Below are 17,385 nucleotides of genomic sequence, written 5' to 3'. Positions count from 1 at the left end.
CGTTTCCTGGGTTTGCCAATGTGACCGTCACGAAGGTAGGCGCTGCGGCAGGTGAAAAGGGGTAGATGGTTACTGCTGCAAGTCTCATCGAAGGTAGTAGAACAGCGGGTTGCCAGTGAGGTGGCCCTGTGCTGTATGCTTGGGCGGTCTTCAGGGCGGGGTGAAAGTCCCCACCGGCGGTAAATCGAAAGATGAGCCCGCGAGCGCCCCGACCATGTCGGGGGTCAGCAGATCTGGTGCAACTCCAGAGCCGACGGTCATAGTCCGGATGAAAGAAGGCGTTATGCAGGGGCCATCCGGGCGCCCTTGCGCGCGCATTTTGTTCGCCCCGAGACGTTCATCGATCATTCACGAGGAGCGTTTCATGTTCACCCAGCACCCCGCGCAATTCCCCAATGTTTCCGCCGCCATCGCCGCCTTCCAGGCCGGGCGCCCTGTACTGTTGCTCGACGATGACGACCGCGAGGACGAAGCGGACATCATTGCCGCCGCCGAGAACATTTCGCTGCAGACCATGGCCATGATGATTCGCGATTGCAGCGGCATCGTCTGCCTGTGCCTGGACGAAGTCACCGTCGACGAACTGCAGCTGGCGCCCATGGTGCAGAATAATCAGGCACGGCACGGCACCGGTTTCACCGTTACCATCGAAGCGGCCGAAGGTATCACCACAGGGGTTAGTGCCCAGGACCGCATCACCACCATTGGCGCAGCACTGCGCTCCAGCGCCGAACAGCGCCATATCGTCAGCCCGGGGCATGTTTTTCCGCTGCGCGCCCGCAATGGCGGGGTGCTGACCCGCCGTGGGCACACCGAAGGCTCGGTAGACCTGGCGCGCCTGGCCGGCCTGCGCCCGGCAGCGGTCTTGTGCGAGCTGATGAACCCCGATGGCAGCATGGCCCGTGGTGAGCAGGTGGCGGTATATGCACGGCAGTACAATTTGCCGGTGCTGACCATCGAGGAACTGGCGCGATACCGTGAAGCGATGGTGGAACGGGAAGCTGCTACGGCTTGATGGTTTTCTGCGCCTGACTTGAGGTAGATGGCGGCGCTGAAATCGAGCGCCGCCTGCGCGGCGCATCGCGAGCAAAGCTCGCTCCTACATTTTTTCGGGCCAGAAACATCTGTGCTGCGCGTGATCGCCTTGTTTGTTTCATACAGTATCGAGGTTCGCCCCAGAAGCCTGCTCCACACAAGTTTGCTCCCCCCGCCCCGCTCTGCTAGTGTCGCGCCGTTCTGAATGCCACCGAGACAGTCGCCATGGCCCGCAAAAAAGCCTCCCTCGATTTCGAGCAATCCCTCGCAGACCTGCAAGCACTGGTCGAGCGCCTGGAGAACGGCGAGTTGTCGCTGGAAGAGTCGCTGGCCGCCTTCGAACAAGGCATCGCCCTGACCCGTGATTGCCAGGGCGCCCTGGCCCAGGCCGAACAGAAGGTGCAAATTCTGCTGGAGCGCGACGGCGAACTGGCTGCCCAGCCCTTCGACGCGGAGCCCGAAGCATGATTGGCACCTACCAGGCCAGTTGCCAGGCGCGCGTCGACGCAGCCCTCGAACCGCTGTTCATCGCCCCGACCAAAGAGCTGGAACGCCTTTACGCCGCCATGCGCTACAGCGTGATGAACGGCGGCAAACGCGTGCGCCCGTTGCTGGCCTACGCGGCCTGCGAAGCCTTGGGCGCCCCGGCCGAGCAGGCCAACGGTGCAGCCTGCGCGGTCGAGCTGATCCATGCTTACTCGCTGGTACATGACGACCTCCCGGCCATGGACGACGACGATTTGCGTCGCGGCCAGCCAACCACCCACAAGGCTTTTGACGAAGCGTGCGCCATCCTTGCTGGCGACGGTTTGCAGAGCCTGGCTTTCAGTGCCCTCCTCGACCCATGCCTGAGCCCGCAGATCGACAGCATTCGCCTGGCCATGGTTCAGGTACTGTCCAAAGCTGCCGGCCCGGCCGGCATGGTCGGCGGCCAGGCCATCGATCTCGGTTCGGTGGGCCAGAAGCTGGACCAGCAGGCGTTGGCGTTCATGCACCGGCACAAGACCGGCGCGCTGATCGAAGCCAGCGTACGCCTCGGCGCCCTGGCCAGCGCCCGCGCCGAACCGGCACAGCTGGATGCCCTGCAGACATATGCACAGGCCATTGGCCTGGCATTCCAGGTGCAGGACGACATACTCGACGTGGAAAGCGACACCGCCACCCTGGGCAAACGCCAAGGTGCAGACATAGCGCGTGACAAACCGACCTACCCGGCCCTGCTGGGCCTGGAAGCCGCCAAAGCCTATGCAATCGAACTGCGCGACCAGGCGCTGGCCGCACTGCAAGGGTTCGGCGAAACGGCCGAACCTCTGCGGGCTTTGGCGCGTTACATCGTCGAACGCCGTAACTAAACAGCTTCACCTATCCCCGTAGGATCGGGTTTACCCGCGAATGCGATCTTGAATTTGCCAACGCATTCGCGGGTAAACCCGCTCCTACAGGGGGCCGCGTAACCTGTGGTCGAATGGGCACTTTTCCCACAATGGGGTAAACTGCCGCGTCTTCACACACCTATAACGACTCGCCTGATGCCCACGACGTTTCAAGAGATCCCCCGCGAACGCCCGGTCACGCCGTTGCTCGACCGCGCTGACACGCCTGCCGGCCTGCGCCGGTTGGCCGAAGCCGACCTGGAGACGCTGGCCGACGAACTGCGCCAGGAACTGCTCTACACCGTCGGGCAGACCGGTGGGCACTTTGGTGCCGGCCTGGGCGTGATCGAGCTGACCATCGCCCTGCACTACGTGTTCGACACCCCGGACGACCGGCTGGTGTGGGACGTGGGGCACCAGGCCTACCCGCACAAGATCCTCACCGGGCGCCGTAACCGCATGCTCAGCCTGCGCCAGAAGGACGGCATCGCGGCCTTCCCGCGCCGCAGCGAAAGCGAGTACGACACCTTTGGCGTTGGCCACTCCAGCACCTCGATCAGCGCCGCGCTGGGCATGGCCATTGCTGCCCGCCTGCAGAACAGCGCGCGCAAGTCGATCGCGGTGATCGGTGATGGCGCGCTGACCGCCGGCATGGCATTCGAGGCGTTGAACCACGCCCAGGAAGTCAATGCCGACATGCTGGTGATCCTCAACGACAATGACATGTCGATTTCGCGCAACGTCGGCGGCCTGTCCAACTACCTGGCCAAGATCCTCTCCAGCCGCACCTACGCGAGCATGCGCGAAGGCAGCAAGAAAGTGCTGTCGCGACTGCCAGGTGCCTGGGAAATCGCCCGTCGCACCGAGGAGTACGCCAAGGGCATGCTGGTGCCAGGCACGCTGTTCGAAGAGCTGGGCTGGAACTACATCGGCCCGATCGACGGCCACGACCTGCCCACCATGATTGCCACTCTGCGCAACATGCGTGATCTGAAGGGCCCGCAGTTCCTGCATGTGGTCACCAAGAAGGGCAAAGGCTTCGCCCCTGCCGAGATCGACCCGATCGGCTACCACGCCATCACCAAGCTGGAGCCGGCCAACAAGCCCGCCGCGCCGAAGAAAGCCAGCGGCCCGAAATATTCCGCGGTGTTCGGCCAGTGGCTGTGCGACATGGCCGCCGCCGACAACCGCCTGGTGGGCATTACCCCAGCGATGAAGGAAGGCTCGGACCTGGTCGACTTCAGCGAGCGCTACCCTGAGCGCTACTTCGACGTTGCGATCGCAGAGCAGCATGCCGTGACCCTGGCGGCCGGCATGGCCTGCGAGGGCAGCAAGCCGGTGGTGGCGATTTACTCCACCTTCCTGCAGCGTGCCTACGACCAGCTGATCCACGACGTGGCGGTGCAGAACCTCGACGTGCTGTTCGCCATCGACCGTGCCGGCCTGGTCGGCGAGGATGGCCCGACCCACGCCGGCAGTTACGATCTGTCGTACCTGCGCTGTATCCCAGGCATGCTGGTGATGACCCCCAGCGACGAGAACGAGCTGCGCAAGATGCTCAGCACCGGCCACCTGTACAACGGCCCGGCAGCTGTACGGTACCCGCGTGGTACCGGCCCGAATACGCCGATCAGCGGTGACCTGCAACCACTGGAGATCGGCAAGGGTGTGGTCCGCCGCCAGGGCGAGAAAGTGGCCCTGCTGGTGTTCGGTGTACAACTGGCCGAGGCCATGCAAGTGGCCGAACAGATCAACGCGACAGTGGTCGACATGCGCTTCGTCAAGCCGCTGGACGAGGCACTGGTGCTGGAGCTGGCAGGCAGCCATGAGCTGCTGGTAACCATCGAAGAAAACGCCATCATGGGTGGCGCGGGCGCTGCTGTGGGTGAGTTCCTTGCCAGCCAGGCAGTGCTCAAGCCGCTTCTGCACCTGGGGCTGCCGGATATCTATGTCGAGCATGCCAAGCCTGCGCAAATGCTGGCTGAGTGCGGGCTGGATGCGGCCGGGATCGAGGCCTCGGTGAAGGCCCGCATGGCCAGGCTCGGCCTCTAGGGCTCTTTCGCGGGTGCCCCGCTCCTACAGGGACTGCACAGTGCTCAAGATCTGTGGAAGTCCTGTGGGAGCGGGTTGACCCGCGAATGCTTTGGAACTGCCCATGAAGAAGTCTGCCTGCGCCGCAATTCTCTGCGCTCCAACATTCCTTCTGGCCGCTGAACGCGACGACGCCCTCAAGCTCCCCGACGTGCTGATCAGCGCCAGCCGCCAGGTCGAGTCGCGTACCGCCACCAGTGCTGCAAACACGGTTTTCACCCGCTCCGACATCGACCGCCTGCAACCCACCAGTGTCACCGACCTGCTCTCCCGCGTACCGGGCGTGCAAGTGGCCCCCACCGGTGGCCGTGGCAGCCTGCCTGGCATCTTTATCCGTGGCACCAAGGCGGCGCAAAGCCTGGTGCTGGTCGATGGCGTACGCATCGCCAATGCCACTTCGGGCGACAGCGGCCTGCAGTTTCTGGACGTCGACCAGATCGAGCGGGTTGAAGTGCTGCGTGGCTCGCGCTCGGCAATGTACGGTAGCGATGCCATTGGTGGGGTGATCCAGATCTTCACCCGACGTAGTAGTGGCCCCGGCCTGCAGCCTGCGCATGGCCGCCGGCAGCAACCAGACATTCCAACGCAGCCTGGGGCTTTCTGGCGGCAACGACACGACTCGCTTCAACCTTGGCGCCAGCCTGGATGAAACAGCCGGCATTGACTCGACCGGGCCATCCTTCGCCAGCGATGGTGACCACGACGCCTACCGCAACAAGGCGTTGAACCTTAGCCTGAGCCATACCTTCGGTGAGCGCTTCGAAGCCGGCCTGAACCTGCTCGATAGCCGTGGTCGCAGCGAATTCGACGAGCCGCGCGGTGCAAGCCCTCAGGTGCCGTATTCGAACTTCGCTGTCAGCAGCATCGGCAGCTACTTGGATGCCCAGGTCAGCGAGCAGTGGAGCACTCGGGTTGAGCTGGCCCACAGCGAAAACCGCGATGAAAGCCGAGACAAGCTCAGCCACTCAAGCGCCCCGTTCAATACCTACCGCGACCAGGCAACTTGGCAAAACAACTTGGCCCTGGATGAACACAACAGCCTGCTGTTGGGTAGCGACTGGTACGAAGACCGTGTCCATGCGAGTGAGGACTTCACGGAAGACAGCCGCTGGAATCATGCGCTGTTCGCCCAGCATCGCTTTCATAGCGAATTCTTTTCCACCGAGCTTGGCCTGCGCCACGACAAAAATCAGCAGTTTGGTGGGCAGACCACCTGGAGCGGCAGCCTGACGGTACCGCTCAACGAGGCCAATGACATGTTGCTGTCGTACAGCGAAGGTTTCCGCGCCCCCACCTTCAACGACCTTTACTTCCCTGGCTACAACAACCCGGAGCTCAAGCCCGAACACTCGAAAAGTTATGAGTTGCAATGGCGCAGCCAACTGAGCAAAAACAGCAAACTGGAGACCTCGCTATACCGCACCGACCTGCGTGACGCGATCGAATACAGCGAACGACCTGAGAATGTCGGCACCGCGCGCATCGACGGTTTCGAGATAGCCCTGAGCCAAGAATGGAACAGTTGGACGTCTCAACTGGGCTTGGCATTGATCGACCCGCGTAATAGGGAGAACGGCCGTACCCTACCTCGCCGGGCACGGCGCACCTTGAGCCTAGACGTGGACCGCCAATTCAACCGCTTCACTGTTGGCGCTTCCTGGCAGGCAGTCAGCAGCAGTTACAACGATGAAGGCAATAGTGACCCCATCGCAGGCTACGGCATCGCGGGCCTGCGCGGGAGCTGGCTGGCAAGCCGCGAGCTTACGCTCGACCTGAAGCTGGATAACCTGCTGGGGAAGCAGTACAGCCGCGTCCATTACAACCATCTGGGGAACGACTACGGCTATCGCGAAGAAAGCCGCACTTGGCTCTTGAGCATCACCTGGACCCCGGCGCTTTAGCGTCCAGCAACGCACACAAGCGGGCGGTGGCTTCGATCATCTGCCCGCTGGGGCGCTCCAGCCCTTTGTCCGGCACCACCAGCAGGCGACCATCAGCAACCGCTCGAATCTGCGGCCAGGCTTTCCAGCTGGCCAATTGCGCCTCATCGGCTGCCAGGATGACCTGCGGATTACGCAGCAGCACGGACTCCACATTCACCTGTGGCGCCGGCTGGCCAAGGTCGGCGAACACATTGCGCGCCCCGCACACGGCCAGGGCGTCGGTCACCACCTGGCGGCCACCGAGCGTGTACAACGGTCGATCCCAGACTTGATAGAACACCTGCAAGGGTTCATCACGCCGATACTGCTGGCGCAGCTGCTGCAGCCGCTCACGGAGGGCTCGCGCGTATGAATGACCTTGCTCGGCACGCCCGATACGCCCGGCAATGGCCTCGATCTGCTCGATCAGCTGGCTGATGTCGTGGGGTTCGGCGCTGAAGGTGGCGATACCCAGGCGCTTGAGCTGGTCGCGCTGGGCCGGTGGCACACTGCCTGGCCACAGCAGCAACAGGTCAGGGCGCAGGCTGAGCAGGCGCTCCATGTTCAGTTGCCCCTGGCGCCCGACCGAAGGCAAGTGGCGCAGCGCAGCCGGCCGTTCGCCGCCATCGAGCACGCCCACCAGCAGGTCGTCGGCCTGCAGCTCAAGCATGATCTCGCTCATAGAAGGGGCCAGACTGACAACACGCAGCGGTTCTGCAGCCAGCACGGTACAGGCGAACAACGCCAGCAGGCCAGGTAGCAGTCGCATCAGCCTAACTGGCGCGGAATACGATAGAGGTACAGCACTACAACCGTCGACAGTGCGAGCAGAATCTGCGGCACAGCCTCCAGGCCGACCAGCACCGACAGTGCGGCGACCCAAGCCGGAAAGCAGGCATACAGCATGGCCATGCGCCGTACCCGCGCCAGTTCGATCCAGGCAGTGGGTTCTTCGCCCGTGCCAAGCACCTTGGAGGTGGCAATAAGTGCGCGCTTGTAGGCGCCGAAGCGCGGCAGGCTGAGAAACATGGTAGCCGCACCGGCGATGAACAGTGGCATGGCCAGCACCGGGATCAACGCATCGCCTCCCCCAAAGGCCCAAGCCATGACAGGCAGCGGCACCAGGCCCACCGCCAGGTACTGCCACCAAGCCAGGGCCAGGCGCCGCTTGACCTCGGCGCGGGTCACGCCTGGGGCACCTCGCCCTGGTGTTCATTGCCCAGCATGTGGCCCAACTTGCCGGCCTTGGTCGCCAGGTAGTAGCGGTTGTGCGGGTTATGCCCGGTGTGCAGCGGCACACGCTCGGCAACCACGATGTTCATGTCGGTCAGGGCTTTGACCTTGCGCGGATTGTTGGTCATCAGGCGCAGCGACTTCACGCCCAGGTGCTCGAGCATCGGCAGGCATATGGCGTAGTCACGCTGGTCGGCAGCAAAGCCCAGGCGTTCGTTGGCCTCTACGGTGTCGGCGCCGCCATCCTGCAGTTCGTAGGCGCGAATCTTGTTCAGCAAGCCAATGCCACGGCCTTCCTGACGCAGGTACAACAGCACCCCACGGCCTTCGCGGGCGATGGCCTGCAGCGCGGCTTCCAGCTGCGAACCGCAGTCGCAGCGCTGGCTGAACAGTGCATCGCCGGTCAGGCACTCGGAATGCAGGCGCCCCAATACCGGCTGGCCGTCCGCGATATCACCCAGGCTGAGCACCACATGCTCACGGCCTGTGGCTTCGTCTAGGAAACCATGCATGGTGAAGGTCGCGAAGGGCGTCGGGAGTTTAGAGGCGGCAACAAAGACGACGGGCACGTTGTGCTCCTGGAATAAGTAGGAAATTTCTCGTGGGCCGATTGTATCAGCAGGTTGGGGGATGTGGGCTGGCTGTATACAGTGGGTTAAGATCGAAAAATTCGATACTTATTAAAAGCCACCCCTCAATCAAAAGCCCGCTGCCACAGCGGACCGCGCTATACCTTGATGTATTCAGTCTCAGTGCGGGCGACTATCCGCATTGAATGGATAGGGCTGTTTCCAGTGCTCGAAAATCGGCTTCAGCTCGCCGCTACGTACCAGCTCTTTCATGCGCTTGTCGAACAGGTCGCGCAGGGCCTTGGCTTGGTCGTTACGGGCGAAGGCCAGGTACAACGGCAACTCGGCCACATGAGTACGGCGGAAGCGCTCGGGCTGGGAGGCTTGCCCGAGCACGTAGTCGATCTCGGTCAGTGCATCGATGTAGTAGTCCACCCGGTCATGGTCGAGCATTGGCAAAATGCCCTCGCGACGCTGGATTTCGCGGAACTCGTGCACATTGGGCAAGTAGCTGCCGTAATCGTAACCACGCACCCAGGCCAACCGGTACTTGCCGATGGTCTCCAGGGTAGGCGCAGGTTTGCTGGCCAGCCCCAGGGCATAGATATGGTCCATATCGAAGTGCCAGCGCGGGTACAGATTGTAGTCGTTCTCTTCCTTGTACGAGCCAACCCAGGCGTCAGCCTCGCCGCGCTTGACCAGGCCAACCGCCCGGCTGTAGGGCGCGCTCTGGGTAACCACCTTGACCCCGGCCGGCTCGAACACTTTGCGCAGCACATCCCAGGCTACCCCGGTACCGTCGGCGTTGGTGTAGTCGAGCCACTCCTCGCTAACCAGATGGATCTGTTTCGGCACGCCCTCGGCAGCCATTACCCACGGGGCAACACTCAGCAGCATTGCCAGCAGCACAGTCCTTATGGCCATTCACGCGCCCCCTGTTTCAGGCAACCGCCCACACCAGAACCTGCATGCCCAGCCAGGCAAACACGCCGGCCAGGATATCGTCGAGCATGATGCCGACGCCCCCGTGCACATGGCGGTCGATCCAGCGAATCGGCCACGGCTTGAGGATGTCGAAGAAGCGGAACAGCAGGAACCCTGCCAACAGCCACTGCCAGCCCTCCGGCACCAGCCAGAGGGTGATCCACATGCCGACAATCTCGTCCCAGACAATGCCTTCATGGTCGTGTACGCGCAAGTCATTGGCAACTTTGCCACACAACCAGAAGCCAAACAGCATGCTCACGCCGAGCAACAACCAGTAACCCCAGTCGGGCAGCATCTGCCACAGCGGGATGAACGGTATGGCCACCAGCGAGCCCCAGGTACCCGGCGCCTTGGGCAAGGTGCCAGAACCAAAGCCAAAAGCGATGAAGTGCCACGGGTTGCGCCAGACCGAAGGCGGAACGAACTCCGCAGGCACCTGATTGGGGTGATCGGTCACGGTATCTCCCTGAAGTGTTGATAGCCCCGCTGAACGGGAGTGATGTCCTGGCCCTGCGCGTCGCGCAAGGTCACGCCTTGCCCTTCGAGCACACGGCCGACGGTATGCACTTCGATAAAATCGAAGGCTGCCAAGGGCGCCAGCGCCTCTGGTGGCAAGGTGAAGGCCAGTACGTAGTCGTCGCCACCGGTAAGCGCCGCCTTCACCGCTGCTTCCCGGCCGAGGAAGGCCTCCAGAGCAGGAGACACTGGCACTTGCGCCAGGTTCACCTCCAACGCGACACCGGATGCCTTGGCAATATGCCCACAGTCGGCGAGCAACCCGTCGGAGATGTCCAGCGCCGCCGTGGCCCGGCCACGCAGCAGGGCACCGAGTGTGAGCTGCGGCATCGGTGACCAGTAATGGGCCAGCAGCGGTTCGGCCTGCGCGGCAGGCGCCTCGCGCTCACCCAGCACCAGCGGCAATGCACCGGCGGCCTTGCCCAGCGAACCACCGACACACAACAGGTCACCCGGCCTTGCACCGCTGCGGCGCAAGGCCTGGCCAGCCGGCACGCGGCCGAACACGGTGACGGTGATACTCAGCGGGCCGCGCGTAGTGTCACCACCGATCAGGCTCATGCGGCAACGGTGGGCCATGCGACCAAGGCCGTCGGCATAGGCCGCCAGCCAGTCAGGGCCAACGTCAGGCAGGGTCAGTGCGAGGGTGAAGCCGATTGCAGTCGCGCCCATGGCTGCCAGGTCACTGGCCGCCACAGCCAATGAACGCTGGCCAAGCAGCAACGGATCGCAAACAGCAGGAAAGTGCACCCCGGCGACCAGGGTATCGGTCGACACCGCCAGTTGCTCACCGGGGGGAAGGTCCAGCAGGGCGCAGTCGTCACCGATACCCAGCGCCACGCCCTCGCCGCCCTGCGCACAAGGCGCAGCGGCGAAGTAATGGTTGATCAGCTCGAACTCACCCATGGCCAGGCAGCGCCAGGATCAGCGCTTGTTCGCCTTGACTTCTGCTTCACGCAGCGCCGGAGCGAGCTTGTCCAGTACGCCGTTGACGAACTTGTGGCCGTCAGTGGCACCGAAGACCTTGGCCAGTTCCACACCTTCGTTGATCACGACGCGGTACGGCACGTCGACGCGCTTGATCAGCTCCCAGGTGGACAGGCGCAGCACGGCCAGCTCGACCGGGTCGAGCTCTTCCAGTGCGATGGTCATGCAAGGCACCAGCGCCTTGTCGATTTCGCCCTTGATTGCCGGGACCCCATGCAGGATCTCGCGGAAATAGGCACCGTCGACATCGGTGAAATCGTTATCCACCCGGAACTGCGCTTCGATCTCGTTCAGCGAATGCTGGGCCATGTGCCACTGGTAGAGGGCCTGGGTCGCGAGCTTGCGGGCTTCGCGGCGCTTGGCGCTCTTCGAGGGCTTGCCGGCATCCGCAGGTTTTGGATCGCGCGGGTTGAAACGATCGCTTTCGTCGCTAATCACTTGGCCTCCAACTGCGCCAGCAGGCTGACCATTTCCAGTGCGGACAGGGCAGCTTCAGCACCTTTGTTGCCGGCTTTGGTGCCAGAACGCTCGATGGCTTGCTCGATGGAGTCGACGGTCAGTACGCCGAAGGCCACCGGAACACCGAACTCCATGGACACCTGGGCCAGGCCCTTGGTGCATTCGCCCGCCACGTATTCGAAATGCGGGGTACCGCCACGGATCACGGCGCCCAGGGCGATGATCGCGTCGTAGGCGCCTTGCTGGGCGACCTTCTGTGCCACCAGCGGGATCTCGAATGCACCCGGGGCACGGATGATGGTGATGTCGCTTTCGTTGACACCATGGCGTACCAGGGCGTCAACGGCACCGCTTACCAGGCTTTCGACAACGAAGCTGTTGAAGCGGCCAACCACCAAAGCATAGCGACCTTTGGGGGCGATGAAGGTACCTTCGATGGTCTTCAGGGTCATTCCGATATTCTCATCTTCAAGAGCGAGGCCGCATACAAGCGGCCTCGACAGGGGTCTGGACTCGAGCAGAGGGCGTCAATGCCGCCTCAAGTCACTCGGAGGGCACGTATTCTACAACTTCCAGATCGAATCCGGATATCGCGTTGAACTTCATAGGCGAACTCATCAGGCGCATCTTGCGCACGCCGAGGTCGCGCAGGATCTGCGAACCGGCCCCCACAGTGCTGTAGGTGGTCGGTGCCTTGGTCGGCGCATCGCCCGCACTTTCGCGGATGTGCGCCAGCAGCACGTCGCCGTCCAGCGGATGGCCCAGCAGCAAGACCACACCGCTGCCGGCCTCGGCCACGGCGGCCATGGCCGCGCGCAGGCTCCAGCGGCCTGGCTGCTTGACCAGCAGCAGGTCACGCAGTGGGTCCATATTGTGTACCCGTACCAAGGTCGGCTCTTCGGCGCAGATCTTGCCCAGGGTCAAGGCCATGTGCACGTCGCCTTCGACCGCGTCACGGTAGGTGACCAGGTTGAACTCACCCAGCTCGCTCTCCACCGATTGCTCGGAGACACGCTGCACGGTGCGCTCGTGGATCATGCGGTAGTGGATCAGGTCGGCGATGGTGCCGATCTTCAGGCCGTGCTCGGCGGCGAACACTTCCAGTTCGGCGCGGCGCGACATGGTGCCGTCGTCGTTCATCACTTCGCAGATCACGCCGCTTGGCTCGAAACCGGCCATGCGCGCCAGGTCACAGGCGGCTTCGGTGTGGCCGGCACGCGCCAGCGTACCGCCTGGCTGGGCCATCAGCGGGAAGATGTGACCTGGGCTGACGATGTCTTCGGCCTTGGCGTCCTTGGCAGCAGCAGCCTGCACAGTGCGTGCGCGGTCGGCGGCGGAAATACCGGTGGTGACGCCTTCGGCGGCTTCGATCGACACGGTGAACTTGGTGCCGAAGCCCGAGCCGTTGCGCGGTGCCATCAGCGGCAGCTTCAGCGTTTCGCAACGCTCGCGGGTCATCGGCATGCAGATCAGGCCACGGGCGTGCTTGGCCATGAAGTTGATGTGCTCGGGCAGGCAGCATTCGGCTGCCATGATGATGTCGCCTTCGTTCTCGCGGTCTTCGTCATCCATCAGGATGACCATTTTGCCCTGGCGGATGTCTTCGACCAGTTCTTCGATGCTGTTGAGCGCCACGCGGCACCCCCTTCTCAATCAGGATTTCAAGAAGCCATTGGCGGCCAGGAAGCTTTCGGTAATGCCACTGCCCTTGCTCGGTTCGGCGGCCTTGTCACCCAGTAGCAAGCGCTCCAGGTAACGGGCCAGCAGGTCGACCTCAAGGTTTACCCGACGCCCTGCACGGTAATCGGCCATGATGGTTTCGGACAGAGTGTGCGGGACAATGGTCAGCTCGAACTCGGCGCCATTGACCTCGTTGACCGTCAGGCTGGTGCCGTCGACGGTGATCGAACCCTTGTGGGCGATGTACTTGGCCAGTTCCTTTGGTGCACGCACGCGGAACTGGATGGCGCGAGCGTTATCGCTGCGCGAAATGATTTCGCCGACCCCGTCGACGTGGCCGCTGACCAGGTGCCCGCCCAGGCGGGTGGTGGGCGTCAGGGCTTTCTCCAGGTTGACCTTGCTGCCACTCTTGAGATCGATGAAGGCGGTACGCTTGAGGGTTTCGACGCTGACATCGGCCCAGAAGCCGTCGCCCGGCAGCTCTACGGCCGTGAGGCAAACACCGTTGACGGCGATGCTGTCGCCGAGCTTGACGTCTCCCAGATCGAGCTTGCCGGTCTCTACGTAAACGCGCACGTCACCACCCTTGGGGGTCAGGCTGCGGATGGTGCCGATGGATTCGATGATGCCGGTGAACATGGGGTCTTCCTCAAAAACGGTTTGCGCGGGGCAAGCCCGGCATTATACGCCGGGCGCCGGCAGGGGGATGGCCGTGACCCGCCAGTCATCGCCCACTGCGCGCATTTCGGTAATTTTCAGCCGCGGGGCCTCGCTCATCTTTTCCAGTGGCCAGTCCAGCAATGGGCGGGCCTGGGAGCCGAGGAAAGTGCCGGCGACGAACAGCTGGAACTCATCGACCAGGCCCAGCCGGGCAAAGGCACCCACCAGGCCGGCACCAGCTTCCAGCAGGATTTCGTTTACGCCGCGGGCGGCCAGGGCCTGCATCAGCGCCGCAAGGTCGACCTGGCCATTGTCGCCCGGCAAGCTGAGCAATTCGTGGCCGGCAGCGGCATAGCGCGGGTCATCTGCGACAGCAGTCACCACAAGAGCCGAGCCGGCCTGGAAGAACGGCGCAGCCAGTGGCAGGCGCAGGCGGCCATCGATCAACACTCGCAAGGGTGTGCGGCTGAGTGCCAGGGCGGTGGTTTCGGCATCCAGGCCCAGCTCGGCGCCACGCACGGTCATGCGTGCGTTGTCTGCCAGTACACTGGCGGCGCTGGTCAGCACCACGCTGGAACGGGCGCGCAGGCGCTGTACCGCCGAGCGGGCGGCCGGGCCGGTGATCCACTGGCTTTCACCACTGGCCATGGCTGTGCGGCCATCCAGGCTCATGGCCAGCTTGGCGCGAACGAACGGCAGGCCGTGCTCCATGCGCTTGAGGAAGCCTGGGTTGAGGGCGCGAGCCTCGGCTTCGAGCACCCCGCTGGCCACTTCGATTCCGGCTTCGGCCAGGCGCTGCAGGCCCTGTCCCGCCACTTGCGGATTAGGGTCCTGCATGGCGGCTACTACACGCGCCACACCGGCCTTGACCAGCGCTTCGGCACACGGCGGCGTACGGCCATGGTGGCTGCATGGCTCCAGGGTGACGTAGGCACAAGCCCCGCGGGCAAGCTCACCGGCCTGACGCAGGGCATGCACTTCGGCATGCGGCTCGCCGGCGCGTACGTGCCAGCCTTCGCCAACCACCTCGCCATCACGTACGATCACGCAGCCTACCCGCGGGTTCGGGTGGGTGGTGTACAGGCCTTTGCGCGCCAGCTCCAGCGCGCGGGCCATGTAGTGGGCGTCAAGGATGGCGGCTTGGCTGGGCATGTTCACTCTTTAGCTGGCTCACGGGCCAGGCGGTCGATTTCTTCGCGGAACTCGTCGAGGTCCTGGAAGCGCCGGTACACCGAGGCAAAGCGGATATAGGCCACTTCATCGAGCTTGCGCAGCTCGGCCATGACCATTTCACCGACCACCAGCGATTTGACTTCGCGCTCGCCAGTGGCACGCAGCCGACTCTTGATGTGCGCCAACGCAGCCTCCAGGCGCTCGACGCTGACCGGACGCTTTTCCAGCGCCCGTTGCATACCGGCGCGCAGCTTTTCTTCGTCGAAGGGCTGGCGTGTGCCGTCCTGCTTGATCAGCCGGGGCAGCACCAGCTCGGCGGTTTCGAAGGTGGTGAAACGCTCGCCGCAGGCCACGCATTCACGGCGGCGGCGCACCTGCTCGCCCTCGGCGACGAGGCGAGAGTCGATGACCTTGGTGTCGTTGGCACCGCAAAAGGGACAGTGCATGGTGGCAGGCAACAAAAAAAGGGAGGGCCATGGTAGCGCATTGCACTGGCAAGACAAGCCAAAGGGGTTAACATCCATGGGAAATATGCCCGTGAAGGACTCCCCCATGCACTACCGAGCGCTCGTCGTGCTGTGCTGCGCCGCTCTGCTCGCTGCCTGCGGCAGCGACAGGCCAAAGACCGACAACCCGGCGCCCACGCCAGCCCGCTCGGCCAAGGCCGAGGTACTGGGCCCGCTACCGGCCTACCAGCGCGAGCTGAGCGGCACCTTGCTGGAAGTCCCGGCGGGTGCCGACGTGGAACTGGCCTTGCTGGTCATCGACGAACGCGACCGCCCGCAGCGCCTGCTGGCCAGCAGTAACCTGACCGGTACTGGCCAGGCACTGCCCTACCACCTGCGTTTCAACCCCGAAGCCTTCCCGCCCGGTGCCCGAGTCGAACTGCGTGGCCGCGCCAGCAACTCCGGCCAGTTGATCATGCACCTGCCCCCGGTGCGCATTACCCAGGCACAGACCCAGGCCACAGGCCCGTTGCGTTTCGAGAAGGCGCCTTAAGTGGCGCCACTGGCCCTGCAACAGGCCCTCAGCGGCCTGATCGGCGAGGCGCGCCTGATCGTCAGCGAACTGCCCGATTGCGACCTGAAGCTATGGCTGATCGACGACCAGAACATGGATCGCGCCTTCAGCAGCGAAGAAACCCGGCGCATTCTCGAAGAGCCGCCCTATTGGAGCTTCTGCTGGGCCAGTGGGCTGGCAATGGCCCGCTACCTGGCCGAACGCCCGGAGTGGGTGGCGGGCAAGCGCGTGCTGGACTTTGGCGCCGGCTCTGGTATCGCCGGCATTGCTGCTGCACGCGCCGGTGCACTGGAAGTGATGGCCTGCGACCTCGACCCGCTGGCCCTCGATGCCTGCCGTGCGAATGCGGCACTGAACGGGGTGACACTAAGCTACAGCAGCGATTTCTTTGCCGAGGAAGACCGCTTCGACCTGATCCTGGTTGCCGATGTGCTGTACGACCGCGCCAACCTGCCGCTGCTGGATGCCTTCCTGAGCCGCGGTCGCCAGGCCCTGGTGGCCGACTCGCGAGTACGTGACTTTCGCCACCCGTTGTACCAGCAATTGGGCGTGCTCGAAGCACTGACCCTGCCGGACCTGGCCGAGCCACACGAATTCCGCCGGGTCAGCCTGTACCACGCCAGCCGCGACACCTTATAGTGTTGCCATACACGAGTTTGCGAGAGTCGCGATGACCCAAGACACGCCTTACATTTTCGACGCCACCGATACCAACTTCCAGCAACTGGTGATCGAGAACTCCTTCCACAAACCGGTGCTGGTGGACTTCTGGGCCGAGTGGTGCGCCCCCTGCAAGGCACTGATGCCATTGCTGGCAAAGATTGCCGAGGGTTACCAGGGCGAGCTGCTGCTGGCCAAGATCAACTGCGACGTGGAGCAACAGGTGGTTGCCCAGTTCGGCATCCGTAGCCTGCCGACAGTGGTTCTGTTCAAGGACGGCCAGCCGGTAGACGGCTTTGCCGGGGCACAACCGGAATCGGCGATCCGCGCCATGCTCGAGCCGCATGTACAAATGCCAGCCGCGCCCACCGCCTCGCCACTGGAGCAGGCGAAAGCGCTGTATGCCGAAAGCCGTTTTGCCGAAACCGAAGCGCTGTTGCAGACGCTGCTGGGTGAGGACAACAGCAATGCCGAAGCGCTGATTCTGTATGCCCGCTGCCTGGCCGAGCGTGGCGAGTTGGGCGAAGCGCAAGTGGTACTGGATGCGGTCAAGACTGACGAACACAAAGCTGCACTGGCCGGTGCCAAGGCCCAGCTGACCTTCCTGCGCCAAGCCGCCAGCCTGCCGGAAGTGGCTGACCTTAAAAGCCGTCTGGCACAGAACCCGCAAGACGACGAGGCGGCTTATCAGCTGAGCATTCAGCAACTGGCGCGCCAGCAGTATGAGGCGGCGCTGGAAGGGCTGCTGAAGCTGTTCCAGCGTAACCGTGGCTACGAGAACGGGCTGCCGCAGAAGGCGCTGTTGCAGGTGTTCGAATTGCTGGGTGGCGATCACCCGCTGGTTGGTGTTTATCGTCGCAAGCTGTCGGCGGCGATGTTCTGAGTGACCTTGAAGCCTGCGCTGTACCTGTGGGAGCGGGCATGCCCGCGAAGAAGCCAACGCGGTGGATGGCACCGGCTCCGCCGGTGTTCGCGGGTAAACCCGCTCCTACAGGCGACCGCGCAGGCTTTGCTCCAACA

General features: G+C 63.5%; 19 protein-coding genes, 1 pseudogene and 1 riboswitch. Of the genes and pseudogenes, 8 read left to right on the top strand and 12 right to left on the bottom strand.

What is annotated here, in order from left to right:
- Positions 1-142: 142 nt before the first annotated feature.
- A riboswitch (FMN riboswitch) is annotated at positions 143-284 on the top strand.
- A gap of 80 nt (positions 285-364) precedes the next feature.
- The 5 genes and pseudogenes from ribB to GST84_02780 all read left to right on the top strand — a co-directional run bounded on the left by ribB (position 365) and on the right by GST84_02780 (position 6,400).
- The gene (gene ribB / locus GST84_02800; GenBank protein ID XGB11347.1) at positions 365-1,015 is read left to right on the top strand and encodes a 3,4-dihydroxy-2-butanone-4-phosphate synthase; all 651 of its coding nucleotides are present in this window, start codon (positions 365-367) and stop codon (positions 1,013-1,015) included.
- Positions 1,016-1,260: 245 nt separating this feature from the next.
- On the top strand, positions 1,261-1,503 hold the full coding sequence (locus GST84_02795; GenBank protein ID XGB11346.1) for an exodeoxyribonuclease VII small subunit: 243 nt from the start codon (positions 1,261-1,263) through the stop codon (positions 1,501-1,503).
- Positions 1,500-2,387 carry a (2E,6E)-farnesyl diphosphate synthase gene (gene ispA / locus GST84_02790; GenBank protein XGB11345.1) on the top strand — a complete coding sequence of 296 codons (888 nt, stop codon included), beginning with the start codon at positions 1,500-1,502 and terminating at the stop codon, positions 2,385-2,387. Before GST84_02795 ends, ispA begins: the two co-directional genes overlap by 4 nt.
- 177 nt (positions 2,388-2,564) lie before the next feature.
- Positions 2,565-4,460, top strand: a complete 1,896-nt coding sequence (locus GST84_02785) for a 1-deoxy-D-xylulose-5-phosphate synthase (GenBank protein XGB11344.1) — start codon at positions 2,565-2,567, stop codon at positions 4,458-4,460.
- Between the two features lie 103 nt (positions 4,461-4,563).
- Positions 4,564-6,400: pseudogene (locus tag GST84_02780) on the top strand (TonB-dependent receptor).
- Here the strand turns inward: GST84_02780 and GST84_02775 are convergent.
- The 12 genes from GST84_02775 to nrdR all read right to left on the bottom strand — a co-directional run bounded on the left by GST84_02775 (position 6,378) and on the right by nrdR (position 15,146).
- Positions 6,378-7,190, bottom strand: coding sequence for an ABC transporter substrate-binding protein (locus GST84_02775; GenBank protein ID XGB11343.1), 813 nt, complete (start codon positions 7,188-7,190; stop codon positions 6,378-6,380). The pseudogene GST84_02780 and the gene GST84_02775 overlap by 23 nt on opposite strands.
- Entirely contained in the window at positions 7,190-7,609 is a 420-nt protein-coding gene (locus GST84_02770) for an MFS transporter (protein XGB11342.1), read from the bottom strand. The genes GST84_02775 and GST84_02770 overlap by 1 nt, the downstream gene beginning before the upstream one ends.
- Positions 7,606-8,223, bottom strand: coding sequence for a GTP cyclohydrolase II (gene ribA / locus GST84_02765; protein ID XGB11341.1), 618 nt, complete (start codon positions 8,221-8,223; stop codon positions 7,606-7,608). Before ribA ends, GST84_02770 begins: the two co-directional genes overlap by 4 nt.
- 180 nt (positions 8,224-8,403) lie before the next feature.
- Complete coding sequence (locus GST84_02760) at positions 8,404-9,147, bottom strand: transporter substrate-binding domain-containing protein (GenBank protein XGB11340.1); 744 nt, start codon at positions 9,145-9,147, stop codon at positions 8,404-8,406.
- A 16-nt stretch (positions 9,148-9,163) separates the two neighbouring features.
- Positions 9,164-9,667 carry a phosphatidylglycerophosphatase A gene (locus tag GST84_02755; protein ID XGB11339.1) on the bottom strand — a complete coding sequence of 168 codons (504 nt, stop codon included), beginning with the start codon at positions 9,665-9,667 and terminating at the stop codon, positions 9,164-9,166.
- Positions 9,664-10,632 carry a thiamine-phosphate kinase gene (thiL, locus tag GST84_02750; protein XGB11338.1) on the bottom strand — a complete coding sequence of 323 codons (969 nt, stop codon included), beginning with the start codon at positions 10,630-10,632 and terminating at the stop codon, positions 9,664-9,666. The genes GST84_02755 and thiL overlap by 4 nt, the downstream gene beginning before the upstream one ends.
- Before the next feature lie 18 nt (positions 10,633-10,650).
- On the bottom strand, positions 10,651-11,151 hold the full coding sequence (nusB, locus tag GST84_02745; GenBank protein ID XGB11337.1) for a transcription antitermination factor NusB: 501 nt from the start codon (positions 11,149-11,151) through the stop codon (positions 10,651-10,653).
- The gene (gene ribE, locus GST84_02740) at positions 11,148-11,624 is read right to left on the bottom strand and encodes a 6,7-dimethyl-8-ribityllumazine synthase (protein XGB11336.1); all 477 of its coding nucleotides are present in this window, start codon (positions 11,622-11,624) and stop codon (positions 11,148-11,150) included. The genes nusB and ribE overlap by 4 nt, the downstream gene beginning before the upstream one ends.
- A 91-nt stretch (positions 11,625-11,715) precedes the next feature.
- The gene (locus tag GST84_02735; GenBank protein XGB11335.1) at positions 11,716-12,807 is read right to left on the bottom strand and encodes a bifunctional 3,4-dihydroxy-2-butanone-4-phosphate synthase/GTP cyclohydrolase II; all 1,092 of its coding nucleotides are present in this window, start codon (positions 12,805-12,807) and stop codon (positions 11,716-11,718) included.
- Positions 12,808-12,825: 18 nt separating this feature from the next.
- Positions 12,826-13,491, bottom strand: coding sequence for a riboflavin synthase (locus GST84_02730; GenBank protein ID XGB11334.1), 666 nt, complete (start codon positions 13,489-13,491; stop codon positions 12,826-12,828).
- A 42-nt stretch (positions 13,492-13,533) separates the two neighbouring features.
- Positions 13,534-14,664 carry a bifunctional diaminohydroxyphosphoribosylaminopyrimidine deaminase/5-amino-6-(5-phosphoribosylamino)uracil reductase RibD gene (gene ribD / locus GST84_02725; GenBank protein ID XGB11333.1) on the bottom strand — a complete coding sequence of 377 codons (1,131 nt, stop codon included), beginning with the start codon at positions 14,662-14,664 and terminating at the stop codon, positions 13,534-13,536.
- 2 nt (positions 14,665-14,666) lie between these two features.
- A complete protein-coding gene (nrdR, locus tag GST84_02720) occupies positions 14,667-15,146 on the bottom strand; it encodes a transcriptional regulator NrdR (GenBank protein ID XGB11332.1) in 480 nt (159 codons plus the stop codon).
- A 91-nt stretch (positions 15,147-15,237) separates the two neighbouring features.
- On the opposite strand from nrdR, the gene GST84_02715 reads away from it, so the two are divergent.
- From GST84_02715 to trxA, 3 genes are read left to right on the top strand one after another with little or no spacing between them, the layout of a single operon-like run.
- Complete coding sequence (locus tag GST84_02715) at positions 15,238-15,684, top strand: hypothetical protein (GenBank protein XGB11331.1); 447 nt, start codon at positions 15,238-15,240, stop codon at positions 15,682-15,684.
- A complete protein-coding gene (locus tag GST84_02710) occupies positions 15,685-16,344 on the top strand; it encodes a methyltransferase (protein ID XGB11330.1) in 660 nt (219 codons plus the stop codon).
- Between the two features lie 31 nt (positions 16,345-16,375).
- Positions 16,376-17,248, top strand: a complete 873-nt coding sequence (gene trxA, locus GST84_02705; GenBank protein XGB11329.1) for a thioredoxin — start codon at positions 16,376-16,378, stop codon at positions 17,246-17,248.
- The last annotated feature ends 137 nt before the right edge of the window (positions 17,249-17,385 follow it).

It is taken from the genome of Pseudomonas putida (assembly GCA_041879295.1).
Lineage (GTDB): Bacteria > Pseudomonadota > Gammaproteobacteria > Pseudomonadales > Pseudomonadaceae > Aquipseudomonas > Aquipseudomonas putida_Y.
This window is presented reverse-complemented; position numbering and strand designations above follow the sequence as displayed.

What these genes read in the sequence shown, in the direction of transcription:
- ispA (XGB11345.1), top strand. Translation starts at nt 1,500, where the DNA reads ATGATTGGCACCTACCAGGCCAGTTGCCAGGCGCGCGTCGACGCAGCC.
- ribB (XGB11347.1), top strand. Translation starts at nt 365, where the DNA reads ATGTTCACCCAGCACCCCGCGCAATTCCCCAATGTTTCCGCCGCCATC.
- ribD (XGB11333.1), bottom strand. Translation starts at nt 14,664, where the DNA reads ATGCCCAGCCAAGCCGCCATCCTTGACGCCCACTACATGGCCCGCGCG.
- thiL (XGB11338.1), bottom strand. Translation starts at nt 10,632, where the DNA reads ATGGGTGAGTTCGAGCTGATCAACCATTACTTCGCCGCTGCGCCTTGT.
- trxA (XGB11329.1), top strand. Translation starts at nt 16,376, where the DNA reads ATGACCCAAGACACGCCTTACATTTTCGACGCCACCGATACCAACTTC.
- GST84_02760 (XGB11340.1), bottom strand. Translation starts at nt 9,147, where the DNA reads ATGGCCATAAGGACTGTGCTGCTGGCAATGCTGCTGAGTGTTGCCCCG.
- GST84_02730 (XGB11334.1), bottom strand. Translation starts at nt 13,491, where the DNA reads ATGTTCACCGGCATCATCGAATCCATCGGCACCATCCGCAGCCTGACC.
- ribE (XGB11336.1), bottom strand. Translation starts at nt 11,624, where the DNA reads ATGACCCTGAAGACCATCGAAGGTACCTTCATCGCCCCCAAAGGTCGC.
- GST84_02775 (XGB11343.1), bottom strand. Translation starts at nt 7,190, where the DNA reads ATGCGACTGCTACCTGGCCTGCTGGCGTTGTTCGCCTGTACCGTGCTG.
- GST84_02715 (XGB11331.1), top strand. Translation starts at nt 15,238, where the DNA reads ATGCACTACCGAGCGCTCGTCGTGCTGTGCTGCGCCGCTCTGCTCGCT.
- GST84_02785 (XGB11344.1), top strand. Translation starts at nt 2,565, where the DNA reads ATGCCCACGACGTTTCAAGAGATCCCCCGCGAACGCCCGGTCACGCCG.
- GST84_02795 (XGB11346.1), top strand. Translation starts at nt 1,261, where the DNA reads ATGGCCCGCAAAAAAGCCTCCCTCGATTTCGAGCAATCCCTCGCAGAC.